The following is a 13410-nucleotide window of genomic DNA, read 5'->3' as shown; positions in this document are numbered from 1 at the left end:
GCACCGAGGGTCACGTCTATCCGAATCGGACGATGTGCACGGGTCCAGCCCCGGCGAGGGTGAGAGTCGTGCTCGACACTTTCGCCGACAGCGCCATCCTGGCCAGCAAGTTCGCCGTGCCGGCGGCTCCGCCTTTCATGGTGGAGCGGCCGGCGCTGCGCGACCGCGTGACCGAGGGAGTTCGGGGATCGGTCACGCTCGTCACCGCCGTCGCCGGCGGTGGCAAGACCCAGCTGCTCGCCTCGTGGGTGCGCAGCCGCCCGGTGGACTGGCCGATCGCCTGGATCACCGTGGAGAGCGACGACGCCTTCTGGGTCTATCTCGTGGAAGGGCTGCGCCGGGCCGGGGTGCCGGTGCCCCCGCTGGTGCCGGTCGCGGCCGGCGCCGGTGCCAGCCGTGCCCTGCTGACCCGGTTGGCCGCCGTCCTGGCCGCCCAGCCGACACCGGTCGTCCTCATTCTCGACGGAGCCTCCCAGCTGTCCGGCGAACGCTGGGCCGGTGGCCTGCAGTTCCTGCTCGAGCACACCGCCAACCTGCGGGTCGTGCTGGCCGGCCGGTGGGACCCGCCGCTGCCGCTGCACCGCTATCGGCTGGCCGGGCAGCTGCGCGAGATCCGTACGGCCGATCTGGCCTTCACCGACGACGAGACGGCTCATCTGCTCGACCTGCACGGCGTGCCCCTCGACGAGGCCCACCGGCGGGCCCTGCTCACGCACACCGAGGGGTGGGCGGCCGGCATCCGCCTGTGCGCCTGCGCCCTGCAGTCCAGCGAGAACGCCGGGAACCTGGTCGCGACGATCACCGGCGACGAGTCGACCATCGCCGAGTACTTCATGGCCGAGGTGCTGCGGACCCAGACGCCCGAGGTGCGCCGCTTCCTGCTCGAGACCAGTGTGCTCGACACCTTCACGCCCGGCCTGGCCACCGCCGTGACCAGCCGCTTCGACGCCGGCCACCTGCTTTCCGAGCTCACCCGGGAGAACGCGTTCATCCAGCCGGTCGGCGAGGGCTCGCACGTCTACCGCTATCACCGGCTGTTCGCCGAGCTGCTCCAGGCCCAGCTCGCCTGGTCCGAGCCCGATCTGGTGGCCCAGCTGCACCAGCGGGCGGCGATCTGGCTGGCCGACCACGGCCGGCTCGAGGAGGCCGTGGAGCACGCGGTCCGGGCCGGCGACTGGAGCACGGCGGCCACGATGGTCATCGAGGACTACGCGGTGGGCCGGCTCCTCATCGAGGGCGGCGCGGGACGGCTCGGCCGGCTCTTCGCCCGGCTCCCCGAGCACCTGGCCCACGCCGAGACGGTCGTCATCCGGGCCGCCATCGCCTACGGCGACGGCGACCACCTGGGCGCGGCCGAACAGCTCCGCTACGCCGGCCGGTTGCTCAGCCTGCACGGCAGCGGCTGCGGCGACGGGCTGACCCTGTCCTGTTTCCTCATGCGGGTGCTGCTCGTGCGCGGGGCCGACCCGCAACGGGTGGACGAGCTGGTGCCGGTGGCCAAGACCTTCCTGTCCGTGGCGCCGGCCGACCGCCTGGCCCGGCACCCCGAGCTGCCGGCGCTGCTGCGGGCGGCCGAGGGCATGGCACACGCCGACGCCGGCTCGGTCGACAAGGCGGCCGAGGCGCTGGCCGACGCGGCCGCGCTGACCCCGGTCGGCAGCGAGTCGCTCAAGGTGGACTGCCTGCGGCAGCTCGCGCTGCTCGAGGCCCACCGCGGCCGGCTGGGCCGGGCCGAGACCAGCGCCCAGCAGGCCCTCGACCTGGCCGCCCAGTGCGGCCTGACCGGCCATCGGTGGCCCGGGGCGGCCGAGGTCGCCCTGGCCTGGGTGGCCCTGGATCGCTACGACGTCGAGGCGGCCGACCGGCACCTGCGCGCGGCCCAGCCGCTGTGCGGGCCGGGCGCCGACCCGCTCGCGGCCTCCGCCTACGTCCTGGTCAAGGCGCGCCGCCTGCAGACCCGGGGCGAGCAGCGCAGCGCGCTGGCCACACTGGCCGCGGGCGCCCCACCGGCGGCGCCGGCCTGGCTGCGCTCGGCGATCGTGCTCGGGCATTGCCGGCTGCTGATCGGCTCGGGCCACCTGACCGAGGCGGCCGTGATCCTCGGGCCCCACCCCGCGCCGCGCCCGCCCGAGGTGGCGATCGTGGACGCCACCCTGCTGCACGCCCGTGGCGACGCGGTGCGGGCGCACGAGGTGGCCCGGACCGTGGCCGACGGCGTGCGCGTCCCGGTGCCGGTGGCCATCGAGGCCTGGCTGCTGCTCGCGGTGCTGGCCGCCGACACCGACGACGCGCCGGCCGCGCGCGAGGCACTGCGCCGGGCCATGCGGCTGGCCGCCCCCGACGGGCACCGCCGGCCGATGCACCAGGTCCGCTCCCAGCTGCGCCGGGTACTGCGCGCCGAGGACCAGTACCGCTGGCTCGGCGCCGAGCCACCGGCCGAGGGGCCGGCGGCGGCGCCGCCGGCCATGGTCGAGCCGCTGAGCCGGCGCGAGCTGGACGTGCTGCGGGGCATGGCCGAGATGCTGCCGACCGAGGAGATCGCGGCCCGGATGTACGTCTCGGTGAACACCGTGAAGACGCACGTCCGCAGCATCCTGCGCAAGCTGTCGGCGGCCCGGCGCAACGAGGCGGTGCGCCGGGCGCGGCAGCTCAACCTGCTCTGACGTCCCGCCCGTGCGCGCACAGCGCGTAGATGATCAGAATGTCCATCACGATCAGGATCGTGCACCACACCGGCGCCGCCGGCAGGAACGTCGCGTGCACCAGGGTGGCGACGAAGACGATCGCGACGCCGGCGATCCGCGCCCACAGCCAGCCCGCGAAGACCCCGCCGCCGGCGGCGATGGCGAGCACCCCGAAGATCAGATGGATCCAGCCCCAGGTGGTGTAGCTCAGCTCGATGAGCAGGCTCTCCGAGGTGACCAGCAGGACCTCGTCGCGGAACAGCGCGGTCAGCCCTTCGATCACCTGGAAGGCGCCGGCGACCATCAGCATGATGCCGCCGAAGACGATTATGCCGATCCATCCGGTGGTCGGCGGCGCGGTCGCGGCCCCCGGCGGCCGTTCCGTGGCGTAGCTGGACATGACGGCAGCATGGCCGCCGCCATGCCGCGCCGCCTCATGCCCGCGGGATGAACGCTGCATTTTCTTCGTGCCATGCGAATACCGGGGGCTTGTTGCCGGTCCACCCGGTGTGTTTCGGTGACGGTGGAACCCGGCCGTGGAAACGGCGTCTCCAGCCGGAGGGTGACGATATGGGTGATTCCGTGGTGCGCGGCCGTGCCGTGCCCGCGCTGGGCGCCCGGCCGTCGGGCCCGCGCCTTCCGCCGGCGCTGCTCTGGCGCGGTCGCCTCGCCGAGCGGCTCGACCAGGGCGTCCGGCAGCCGGTGACGCTGATCTGCGCCGGGCCGGGCTGGGGCAAGACCGCGCTCGCCGGCTCCTGGGCGGCCGCCCGTGCCGTGTCCGGCCCGATCGCCTGGCTCTCCTGCGAGCCCCGGCACAACCACCCGTACGCGCTCTGGTCCGACCTGGTCCTGGCGCTGCGCACCTCCGGAGCCGTCCCGCCCGGGCACACCCTGCCCGAGACGGGGCCGTTGCCGGCCGAGGACGACGTCGAGTACGCGGTCCGGGTCGCGGCCGCCGTGGCGGCGCTTCCGGCACCGGTCGTCCTCGTCCTCGACGACTTGCACCAGGTGACCGACGAGCGGACCCTCACCGGGCTCGCCGCCCTCGTCGCCCGGCCCGGCCACCGGCTGCGGTTCGTGCTGATCTCGCGGGGCGAGCCCGGCCTGCCGCTGCATCGCGAGCGCGCGGCCGGCGAGCTCACCGAGATCCGGTCGGCCGACCTGGCGTTCCGGGCGGCCGAGACGGCCGAGCTGTCCGCGCGGTCCGGCCGCCGCCTGCCGGCCGACCGGCTGGCCGATCTCCTGCGCCGCACCGAGGGCTGGCCGGCCGGCCTGCGCCTGGCCATGGAGGCGCCCGACGGCGTCAGCCCGGCCGCCGCGGCCGAGGACTACCTGCTGCGCGAGGTGCTGGCCGCCCAGCCCGCCCACCGCCAGCTGTTCCTGCTGCGCACCAGCGTCTCCGACCGGATCTGCGCCGGCCTGGCCGACGCGCTCACCGGTCAGCAGCACAGCCAGCAGATCCTCGTGGAGCTGGCCGCGGCCAACCTCTTCGTCGAGCGCATCGGCTCCGGCCGGTGGTTCCGCTATCACCCGCTCTTCCGGGCCGCGCTGCGTTACCGGGTCACTTCGAACAAGCCCGGCGAGGTGCCGCGGCTGCACCTGCTGGCCGCACAGTGGCACAACGGTCAGGGCGACGGGCTGACCGCGCTGACGCACGCCGCCGCGGCCGGCGACTGGGGCCTGGCCGGACGTCTGGTGGTCGATCATGGACTGCCGCTGGCGGCCTCGGCCGACCACGCCGAGCTGTTCGAGGTGCTGCGCCGCATCCCGCCCGGCCGTCTCACCGACAGCCCGGAGCTGGTGCTCTGCGCGGCGCTCCTGCGATATGCGCACGGCGACCTGGCCGCGGTTCCGGAGCAGCTCGCCCGGGCCCGGGGCATGCTGCAGTCGTACGCCCCCGGCTATCGCGGGCGGGTCGAGCTGGCCGTCGCGATGCTGGAGTCGGGCGCGGTCACCCGGCGGCGTGGCGACATGCCGGCCGTCATCGAAAGCACCACGGCGCTGTTGGCCGAGCTGACCAGCCTCGACGCCGAGCGGGTGCCGTCGCTGCTGCCGTACCGGGCGATGGCCCTCAACAACAAGGGCTCGGCCCTGTTCTGGACCGGGCGGCTCGACCACGCCGACCGCTATCTGTGGGCCGCCGCGTCGGCGGCCCGGGTCACCGGCACCCCGCTCATCGAGATCAACGCCCTCAGCCACCTGGCCCTGCTGGTCCACCGGCAGGGCTCGCCGGGCGAGGCGGCCGGCCACGCGGCCTCGGCCCTCGACGCCGCCCGCCGCATCGACGCGGTCACCCACCCGGCGGTCGCGCCGGCCCATCTCGCGCAGTCCTTCATCGAGCTCGACCGGGGCGCCGACACCGAGGCCGAGACCGCCCTGCGGCAGGGACTCAAATCGCTGGGCGAACATCCGGAGACCGTCATGGCCGGCCTGGCCGCGGTACTGCGGGCCCGGCTGCTGGTGGACCGGGGCGAGCCCACCACGGCCCGGGCCGTGCTGACCAAGGCGGCCGGCGAGGCCGGAGAGGGTCAGGACGCCCCGCTGCTCGATCGCTCGTTCGCCCTGGCCGAGTCCGAGATCGACCTCGCGCTGGGCGAGCCGGCGGCGGTCGTGAAACGCTACGCGGCCGGTCCGCTCACCCCGGCCGAGCAGGTCGGCCTGGCCCGCGCCCACCTGGCGCTGGGCGACTTCCACGCCGCCGAGCAGCTGCTGGCCCTGGCCCGGGAGGGCTCCGACCGGGTGGCGATGGTCTCGGCGTGGGTGCTGACCGCGCTCGCCGCCGACGCGCACAGCCGCAGCGGCCGGGCCGCGGACGCCCTCGGCCACGCGCTCGCCGCCGCCGAGGCCGACCGGATCCGCCGCCCGTTCCGCCGCCTCGACCCCGAGCGGGTGCTGGTGCTGGCCGGGCGCCAGCAGTGGCTCAACGAGCCGCGCGGACCGGCCGGCGACGGGGTGCTGGCCGAGATCACCGGCGAGATCCCGGTGCTCAGCGGCCTGCCGTCGGCCGACCCGCTCAGTGAGCGCGAGGTCGACGTCCTGCAATATCTGCCGACCGTGCTGACCGCCGGCGAGATCGCCGAGAGCCTGGGCATCTCGGTGAACACGGTCAAGGCGCACATGCGCTCGATCTACCGCAAGCTCGGCGCCGGACGCCGCCGTGAGGCCGTCGTCCAGGCCCGACAGGCCGGGCTGCTCTGAGGTCGCTCACTCGCTCCGGATGAGGCCCGGCGCCGGGGGAGCGCCGACGCTGGGCAGATGACCGAGGCAACCATCCGGACGCAGCCCCCCGACCTGCTCGCCGAGGTACGTTCCCAGCCGTTCCCCTGGTGGGCCATGCTCGTCACCGGCGTGCTCGGCACGGCGTTCGGCGTCGCCGTGCTCGCCTGGCCCGACATCAGCCTGCGCATCATGGCGCTGCTCGTGGGCATCTGGCTGTTCATGAGCGGCGCCGCCTGGACCGTCGGCGCCTTCATCCCCGGCCGCGGCAAGAGCGCCGGCGAGCACGTGCTCACCGGCATCGTCGGCATCGTGGTGCTGGTCGGTGGGCTCCTCTGCCTGCGCGACCTGGTCACCCGCCTCACCGTGCTGGCGCTGATCTTCGCGGTGACCTGGATCCTCAGCGGCATGGCCGAGGTCATCGCCGCCTATCGGGCGACCGGGGTGCGCCGGGCCGGCCTGCTCGGCGTCGGCCTGCTGTCGATCGTGGCCGGTCTCATCCTGCTGTTCGCGCCCGGCCTGTCGCTGACCGCCCTGGTGCTGCTCACCGGCATCAGCAGCATCGTGGTCGGGCTGGGCGAGATCGTCCTCGCGTTCTACCTGCGCCGCACGGCGCACTGACCGATGGGCGCCGTCGCCCGGACGGTGGCCGTCGTCGCGCTCGGCTGGGCGGCCGCGGCCATCACCATCGCCGTCCTGCCCGGGATCAGCGCCCGCAGCGGCTGGGACGTGCTCGTGCTGGCCATCGTGGTCGGCGTCCTGGGCGCCGTCCTGCGCCCGGCCCTGGCCCGGCTGCTGACGTGGATCGGCTGGGCCGGGGTGGTGGCAGGCTGGCTCGTGGGGCAGGCCCTGCTGCTCTGGCTCGCGCTGGAGCTCTCGCCCGGCGTCCACGTGGACGGGTTCTGGCCGGCGTTCTCGGCCGCCTGGATCGCCGCGGCGCTGATGAGCCTCGGTCTGTGGCTGATCACCGCCGGTCAGCCCGGCGTCGTCACCCGCCACCTGATCCGCGCCCACCGGCGGTTCCGCCGCGACGTCGTCCGCGACGACACACCCGGCCTGGTGATCATTCAGATCGACGGGCTGTCGGCGCCGCTGGCCCGGTGGGCCGTCGAGGCCGGCAACCTGCCCACGCTGAGCCGCTGGCTGCGCACCGGGCACACGCTGACCGAGTGGCACGCCCAGCTGCCGGCGACCACGCCGGCCAGCCAGGCCGGGCTCCTGCACGGCGCCAGCGATCAGGTTCCGGCCTTCCGGTGGTACGAGAAGGAACCCGGCCGCCTCATCGTGACCAACCGTCCCGCGGACGCCGCCCTGGTCGAGCAGCGGTGCGGCGGCGGCCTGCTCACCGACGGCGGGGTGAGCATCAGCAACGTCTTCTCGGGCGGCGCGCCCACCTCGCTGCTGACCATGAGCACGGTCCGCTCGGGGCGTGGCCCCGACCGCTACGTGAGCGCCTATCTGCTCGATCCGTTCGGGCTGACCCGCTCGCTGGTGCTGACCGTCGGCGAAATCGTCAAGGAGCTCTACCAGGCCCGCCGCCGGAGGCTGCGCGGCGTGGAGCCGCGGATCGGCCGCGACTGGGGCTACGTGCTGCTGCGCGGCGCCACCAACGTGCTGCTGCGCCATCTCAACCTGGCCCTCCTGGCCGAGCACATCATGCGCGGGGCGCCCGCGATCTACTGCGACTTCGTCGACTACGACGAGATCGCCCATCACGCCGGCCCGTTCCGGCCCGAGGCGCTCGCCTCCCTCGAGGGCATCGACGCGGTGCTCGGCACCCTGCGCGAGGTCGCGGCGGCGGGGCCCCGGCCGTACGAGTTCGTCGTGCTCTCCGACCACGGGCAGAGCCAGGGCGCCACCTTCGCCCAGCGCTACGGCGTGCGCTTCGAGGATCTGGTCGGCCAGCTCACGACGCCGGGCGAGGTGGTGGCGCCGGCCGAGGACGAGCAGGAGGGCCGGGCCCGGGTGCTGCGCCCCGTCCCCGACCGGGACGGGCCCGCCATCGTCCGTCCCGAGATCGTCGTCGCCGCGTCGGGCAATCTCGCCCTCGTCTATCTGGCCCGCCGGCCCGGGCGGGTCACCCTGGAGGAGATCGAGGAGCGCCATCCCAAGCTCGTCGACGGCCTGGTCGCGCACCCCGGCGTCGGCTGGGTCATGGTGCGCTCGCGGCGCGACGGCCCGGTCGTGATCGGCCGCGGCGGCCGCCGGCTGCTCGACGGCGACCGGGTGGAAGGCGCCGACCCGCTCGACGGCTTCGGCCCGTACGCCGCCGACGACCTGCGCCGCCACGACGGCCTCGCCCACACCGGCGATCTGCTGGTGAACAGCCTCTGGGACGCCGACACGCAGGAGGTCGCCGCGTTCGAGGAACTGATCGGCTGCCACGGCGGCCTCGGCGGCTGGCAGGACCGGCCGCTGCTGATCCACCCGCGGGACTGGCCCGCGCCCACCGGCCTGATCGGCGCCGACGCCGTCCACCGGCTGCTGCGTCATCGGCTCGACGAAAGGGAGGCACCATGTGCCGCTGGCTCGCCTACTCCGGAACGCCCATCCGTCTCGACGAGGTCCTCGTCAAACCGCAGTACTCCCTGATCGACCAGAGCATGCACTCCAAGCTGGGGGTGGAGACGACGAACGGCGACGGGTTCGGCGTCGGCTGGTACCCGGTCGACGGCCCGGCCGAGCCGGCCCTGTTCCGCGGCGTCGGCCCGGCCTGGAGCGACGCCAACCTGCGCGAGATCGCGCACGCCACCTCCTCACCGCTGTTCCTGGCCCACATCCGGGCCAGCACCGGCACCGCCGTGCAGCAGACCAACAGCCACCCGTTCCGGCACGACAACTGGCTGTGGGTCCACAACGGGTCGATCCGCGACTTCGCGAAGCTCAAGCGCGACCTGGTCCTGGCCATCGACCCCGACCTGTACCCGTCGCTGGCCGGCTCGACCGACTCCGAGGTCATGTTCCACCTGGCCCTGACCTACGGGCTGCGGGACCGGCCGATCGCCGCGGTCGAGCGGATGGCCGGGCTGATCGAGTCGGTGGCGCGGTCGCACGGTGTGCCGGATCCGCTCCAGATGACCGTGGCCACCACCGACGGGGACCGGATCTGGGGGTTCCGCTATTCGAGCGAGGGGCACAGCCGGTCGCTGTTCTACAGCACCGACATCTCGGCCCTGCACCGGCTCTACCCCGATGACAAGCGGCTGCGCGGGCTCTCCGACGAGACCCGGCTGGTCGTCTCCGAGCCGCTGGGCGAGCTCGAGGGGGCCTGGCAGCCGGTGCCGGAGTCGAGCTGGGGCGTGATCCAGAAGGGTGAGGACGAGATGGGCCGCTTCGAACCGGCGATCCCCTGACCGTGGTGGTCGTCGCGCACGTCTCGGATCTGCACCTGGGCGCGCACGATCCGCGGGCGGCGGCGGGGCTGGTGGCCGACGTGATGGCGGCGCGGCCCGACCTGACCGTGGTCACCGGTGACCACACGATGCGGGCCCGCGCCCGTGAGTTCCGGCCGGCGCGGGCGCTGCTCGACCGGTTGCCGGGGCCGCTGCTGGTGGTCCTCGGCAACCACGATGTGCCGCTGCTGAGCAAGCGGCGGCTGCTGGACCCGTACGGCGCCTATCGCAGCTGGATCACCGACCAGCTGGACCCGGTCCGCCGGGTCCCGGGGCTGACCGCGCTGGGTCTGCAGTCGATGCCCCGGTGGCGGTGGAAGAACGGGCGGCTGACGGCCCGGCAGGCCGGCCTGGCGCGGACAGTGCTGGGTGCCGCCCCGGAGGGCGACGCCCGGCTGGTGGCGCTGCACCACCCGCCGGACGAGGGCTGGCTGCCGGGCTGGGAACGGGTGCGCCGCGCCGGCCGGCCCGATCTCGTGCTGGCCGGGCACACCCACGTGCCCCGGGTGACGCCCCTGTACGGCTGCCTGCTGGTGGTCGCGGGGACGGCGACCAGTCACCGCGTGCGCGGCGTCCCGCACTCGTGGAGCCTCATCTCGGTCTCGCCCGGCGCCTTCGTGGTCAGCGAGCGCTATCTCGACGACGGCGGCTGGTACACGGCCCGGGTCGTCGACGTGCCCCGGTTCAGTGCAGCAGTGTCTTGAGCACGACCAGGCCCGCGCCGAACGCGCCGGCCACCAGCGTGGACACGATCCGCTCGTTGACCGTCAGCCGGCCGCCCCCGCCGATCCGCCAGCCGGCCATGCACAGCAGCACGGTCGTCGTGCCCAGCGAGGCGATCTCGGCGCTGATCAGCGACGCGCCGGTGATCTTCACCGCGAGCAGCACCAGCAACGGCAGGACGGAGGCCGTCACCAGCTCCCAGCCGCTGGTCAGCTGCCGGCGCACGGTGTGCCAGGTCGGCCGGTGGCCCTGGTGGATGCGCTCGGCCACGATCCGGGCGTAGCGCTCGGCCGCCCAGTAGATGACCAGCGTGACCATCACCGCCACCACGACCGCCCGCGCGGTCGCGGCGTGCCCGGCGACCAGCACGGCGGCCCCGACGATCAGGCCGTAGATGCCGGAGGCGGTCGCCTCCTCGTCCTCGACCCGGAGGCGCCGGCTCAGCGGTAACCACGTGCGCACCATGTCACCGAGCCTCACCGGGATCCCCGTACGAGGACTCATCCGGCGAGGGTGAACCCACGAGCGCCCCGCCACAGGGATGCTGGATCACGTGCCGAACGAGTTGCGCCGCGTCACCGACCGCCTGGAGGGCCTCATGCTCTTCACTCTGGTCATGACCTTCCTGGCCGGCGCCCCGCTGCTGGGCTGGTGGGCGGGCCAGCAGGCCTATCGCACCGACCTGCGCGCGCAGCGCTGGGAGCAGGCGCACGTCTTCCAGGCCGAGGCGGTGCTGCGCGGCGATCCGGTGCCGTCGGTCGGCGGGCGCACCGGCGCCACCCTGACCGCCCGGGCCACCTGGACGGCGCCGGACGGCAGCCCGCGCGAGGGCGCGGTGCCGGTCACGCCGAACGACGCGGCCGGTGGCCGGGTCCCGATCTGGGTGGACGACCGGGGTACGCCGCGGCCGCCACCGCCGCAACGGCAGCCCGCCTCGCAGGGACTCATGGTCGGCGCCGCCGTCGTGCTGTGCGCCGCCGCGGCCACGGCCGGGCTGCACCGGATCGGCCGCGCCCTGCTCGACCGCCACCGCTACCGCACCTGGGAGCGGGAATGGCTCGAGGTCGGCCCACGATGGAGCCGCGAGAGCCGCTGAGTCATGCGTCCCGGAGGATGCCGGGCCCGCCCCGCGGCGGAACGCTCGGTGCCATGGCCGTCCGCTTTTCCGCCTCGCTGCGGCGAGCACTCATCCCGTTCGCGCTGGCGCAGTTCATTTGCAGCTACGCCGGCTCCAACATGAACGTCATGATCAACGACATCAGCGAGGACCTGAACACCACGGTCTCCGGTGTCCAGGTCACCATCACGATCTTCCTATTGGTGATGGCCGCGCTGATGATCCCTGGAGGCAAGCTGACCGACCGCTACGGGCGCAAGCGCTGCCTGACCGTGGGCCTGCTCATCTACGCCGTGGGAGCCCTGCTCAGCGCGGCCGCGCCCGGCATCTGGGTGCTGGTGCTCGGCAACTCGATCCTGGAGGGCATCGGCACCGCGCTGCTGATCCCGCCCGTCTACATCCTGACCACGCTGCTGTTCACCGACATGGCCTCGCGGGCCCGGGCGTTCGGCGCGATCAGCGCCATGGGCGGCATCGGCGCCGCCACCGGCCCGCTGATCGGCGGCTTCATCACCTCGTTCTTCAGCTGGCGGGTGGCCTTCCTGTTCCAGGCGGCCATCGTCATCCTGATCGCCGTGCTCAGCCGCAAGTGGGTCACCGACCCGCTCCCGGCCGACCCGGACATGCCGTTCGACGTGCGCGGGTCGATCACCTCGGCCCTCGGCCTGGTCCTGGTCGTCAGCGGCATCCTGGCCGCCGACAACAACCTGGCGCTGTGCGCCGGCATGGTGGTCCTCGGCATCCTCGTGCTGGCCTGGTTCTTCATCTCGGTCCGGGCCCGGGAACGGTCCGGCAAGCCGGTGCTGCTCTCGATGGTCCTGTTCAAGAACCGCACGGCCAACCTGGGCATGGTCACCCAGAACCTGCAGTGGCTGATGCTGATGGGAACCTCCTTCGTGGTGTCGGCGTACCTCCAGGTCGTGCGGGGCTACAACGCCATCGAGACCGGCGCCATCTTCACGGCCACGACGGCCGGGCTGCTGCTGTCCTCTCTCGGCGCCGAGCGCTTCGCCCGCCGCCGCACCCAGCGGACGCTGATCGTGGCCGGCTTCATCATCGCGGTGGTGGGCATCGCGATCCTGGTGCCGATGGTCAGCAGCATCGGCGGGCCGTGGGCCTTCCTTCCCGGCCTGTTCGTCAGCGGCTTCGGTCTCGGGCTCATGCTCACCCCGTCGGTGAACGTGGTGCAGTCCGCGTTCGGTGAGGATCTCCAGGGCGAGATCTCCGGGCTGTCGCGCAGCGTGTCCAACCTCGGGTCGTCGCTGGGCGGCGCGATCGCCGGCACCATCCTGGTCGCCGGGCTGGCGGCGACGCCCGGCCGCAACTACGCCCTCGCGATGATCGCGGTGGCGGTGGCCGGGGTCATCGGGCTGGCGGCGGCGCTGGCGCTGCCCCGGGGACGTGTTGCCGCGTGACGACCCGGTCGTAGGGCCCGCGTTCCTGCTCCCGGGCGAGCAGCTCCAGCGCCCGGGCGTCGGCCTCCGTGGGGCGGCGGGGGTCGAGGGCGCGTGGCCACAGGCGCGCGTGGCGGACGGCGGCCGCCTCCGCCGCGTACACCAATATGTTGCTCAGAAGGTAGAGCAGTGTGAAAGCGGCGGCCACGGTGGCGAAGGCGCCGTAGACCGGGCCGGCCCGGCGGACCATGCCGGGCAGCACGTTCGCGCTGAGACCGAGCACGAGCGCGATCGCCAGGCCGCCGGGTGCCGCGGCCGGCCACAGCGCCCGCAGCGGGGCGGGGCGGGCCAGCAGCAGCTTGGCCACCGCGATCAGGGTGAGGCCGGCCACGACCGCGCTGCCGGCCAGCAGGACGGTGGCCGTCGCGGCCGAGGCGGCCGTGCCGATCAGCACGACCACCAGGGCGGCGAAGACCCGCAGCAGCCAGGAGAGCAGGCCGTGCCGCTCGCGGAACGGCACGGCGGCCAGGTGGTTCAGCGTCCGGTAGGCGGAGAAGACCACGCCCGCGCCGGTGAAGACCAAGGTGCAGAGGCCGACGACCAAGGCGGCGTACGACGAAGGAAGCTCTCTTCGAATGTCGTCGCTCAGGGTGGGCGGCACGATGGCCTCGATCAGCTCCTCCAGCAGCTCCGGGCGGTCGGCCAGCAGCTGGGTCAGCACCGCGACGCCGAGCAGCAGCAGCGGGAACAGGCTGAGGAAGCCGTAGTAGGTGATCAGGGCGGCCTCGCGCCCGCCGCCGTCGTCGAGATATTTCCGGACAACGGCGTGCGGGAAGCCCAGCACGGAATGCCGCCGCTGGAGGTCGTCGAGGCGGCGGAGCATC

The 13410-nt window shown here is 73.8% G+C and carries 11 protein-coding genes; 8 read left to right on the top strand and 3 right to left on the bottom strand.

Annotated features, from left to right (window positions below; all coding sequences use genetic code 11):
* Positions 1-68: 68 nt before the first annotated feature.
* Complete coding sequence (locus ACQP2X_RS26275; RefSeq protein ID WP_498686311.1) at positions 69-2663, top strand: winged helix-turn-helix domain-containing protein; 2595 nt, start codon at positions 69-71, stop codon at positions 2661-2663.
* Here the strand turns inward: ACQP2X_RS26275 and ACQP2X_RS26270 are convergent.
* Positions 2650-3084, bottom strand: coding sequence for a DUF7144 family membrane protein (locus ACQP2X_RS26270; protein ID WP_498686308.1), 435 nt, complete (start codon positions 3082-3084; stop codon positions 2650-2652). The genes ACQP2X_RS26275 and ACQP2X_RS26270 overlap by 14 nt on opposite strands.
* Positions 3085-3254: 170 nt before the next feature.
* Between ACQP2X_RS26270 and ACQP2X_RS26265 the strand changes: the two genes are divergently transcribed.
* Genes ACQP2X_RS26265 through ACQP2X_RS26245 form a run of 5 tightly spaced genes read left to right on the top strand, consistent with a single transcriptional unit; the run spans position 3255 to position 9996 of the window.
* The gene (locus ACQP2X_RS26265; RefSeq protein WP_498686305.1) at positions 3255-5882 is read left to right on the top strand and encodes a winged helix-turn-helix domain-containing protein; all 2628 of its coding nucleotides are present in this window, start codon (positions 3255-3257) and stop codon (positions 5880-5882) included.
* Positions 5883-5939: 57 nt separating this feature from the next.
* A complete protein-coding gene (locus ACQP2X_RS26260) occupies positions 5940-6521 on the top strand; it encodes an HdeD family acid-resistance protein (RefSeq protein ID WP_498686303.1) in 582 nt (193 codons plus the stop codon).
* A gap of 3 nt (positions 6522-6524) precedes the next feature.
* Positions 6525-8492 (top strand): alkaline phosphatase family protein, encoded by a 1968-nt coding sequence (locus ACQP2X_RS26255; protein ID WP_498686302.1) that lies wholly within the window; start codon positions 6525-6527, stop codon positions 8490-8492.
* Positions 8417-9253 carry a class II glutamine amidotransferase gene (locus ACQP2X_RS26250; protein ID WP_498686300.1) on the top strand — a complete coding sequence of 279 codons (837 nt, stop codon included), beginning with the start codon at positions 8417-8419 and terminating at the stop codon, positions 9251-9253. The genes ACQP2X_RS26255 and ACQP2X_RS26250 overlap by 76 nt, the downstream gene beginning before the upstream one ends.
* Before the next feature lie 2 nt (positions 9254-9255).
* Positions 9256-9996, top strand: a complete 741-nt coding sequence (locus ACQP2X_RS26245) for a metallophosphoesterase family protein (protein WP_498686299.1) — start codon at positions 9256-9258, stop codon at positions 9994-9996.
* Here ACQP2X_RS26245 and ACQP2X_RS26240 read toward each other — a convergent pair.
* Positions 9977-10519 carry a hypothetical protein gene (locus ACQP2X_RS26240; RefSeq protein WP_498686297.1) on the bottom strand — a complete coding sequence of 181 codons (543 nt, stop codon included), beginning with the start codon at positions 10517-10519 and terminating at the stop codon, positions 9977-9979. The genes ACQP2X_RS26245 and ACQP2X_RS26240 overlap by 20 nt on opposite strands.
* 49 nt (positions 10520-10568) lie before the next feature.
* Between ACQP2X_RS26240 and ACQP2X_RS26235 the strand changes: the two genes are divergently transcribed.
* Both ACQP2X_RS26235 and ACQP2X_RS26230 read left to right on the top strand, forming a co-directional pair.
* Positions 10569-11111 carry an Rv1733c family protein gene (locus ACQP2X_RS26235; RefSeq protein ID WP_498686295.1) on the top strand — a complete coding sequence of 181 codons (543 nt, stop codon included), beginning with the start codon at positions 10569-10571 and terminating at the stop codon, positions 11109-11111.
* A gap of 53 nt (positions 11112-11164) precedes the next feature.
* Positions 11165-12547 carry an MFS transporter gene (locus ACQP2X_RS26230; RefSeq protein ID WP_498686294.1) on the top strand — a complete coding sequence of 461 codons (1383 nt, stop codon included), beginning with the start codon at positions 11165-11167 and terminating at the stop codon, positions 12545-12547.
* Here ACQP2X_RS26230 and ACQP2X_RS26225 read toward each other — a convergent pair.
* On the bottom strand, positions 12495-13409 hold the full coding sequence (locus tag ACQP2X_RS26225) for a YhjD/YihY/BrkB family envelope integrity protein (RefSeq protein WP_498686292.1): 915 nt from the start codon (positions 13407-13409) through the stop codon (positions 12495-12497). The two genes, ACQP2X_RS26230 and ACQP2X_RS26225, sit on opposite strands and share 53 nt — an antisense overlap.
* Position 13410: the final 1 nt, after the last annotated feature.

Source organism: Actinoplanes sp. CA-131856 (assembly GCF_050956135.1).
Taxonomy (GTDB): Bacteria; Actinomycetota; Actinomycetes; order Mycobacteriales; family Micromonosporaceae; genus Actinoplanes.
The sequence above is the reverse complement of the archived record's forward strand: the minus strand, read 5'-3'. Positions and strand labels throughout refer to the sequence as shown.

Excerpts from the sequence above, each read along its gene's own strand:
- ACQP2X_RS26270 (WP_498686308.1), bottom strand. The coding sequence starts at position 3,084 with ATGTCCAGCTACGCCACGGAACGGCCGCCGGGGGCCGCGACCGCGCCG.
- ACQP2X_RS26265 (WP_498686305.1), top strand. The coding sequence starts at position 3,255 with ATGGGTGATTCCGTGGTGCGCGGCCGTGCCGTGCCCGCGCTGGGCGCC.
- ACQP2X_RS26260 (WP_498686303.1), top strand. The coding sequence starts at position 5,940 with ATGACCGAGGCAACCATCCGGACGCAGCCCCCCGACCTGCTCGCCGAG.
- ACQP2X_RS26255 (WP_498686302.1), top strand. The coding sequence starts at position 6,525 with ATGGGCGCCGTCGCCCGGACGGTGGCCGTCGTCGCGCTCGGCTGGGCG.
- ACQP2X_RS26250 (WP_498686300.1), top strand. The coding sequence starts at position 8,417 with ATGTGCCGCTGGCTCGCCTACTCCGGAACGCCCATCCGTCTCGACGAG.
- ACQP2X_RS26240 (WP_498686297.1), bottom strand. The coding sequence starts at position 10,519 with ATGAGTCCTCGTACGGGGATCCCGGTGAGGCTCGGTGACATGGTGCGC.
- ACQP2X_RS26230 (WP_498686294.1), top strand. The coding sequence starts at position 11,165 with ATGGCCGTCCGCTTTTCCGCCTCGCTGCGGCGAGCACTCATCCCGTTC.
- ACQP2X_RS26225 (WP_498686292.1), bottom strand. The coding sequence starts at position 13,409 with ATGCTCCGCCGCCTCGACGACCTCCAGCGGCGGCATTCCGTGCTGGGC.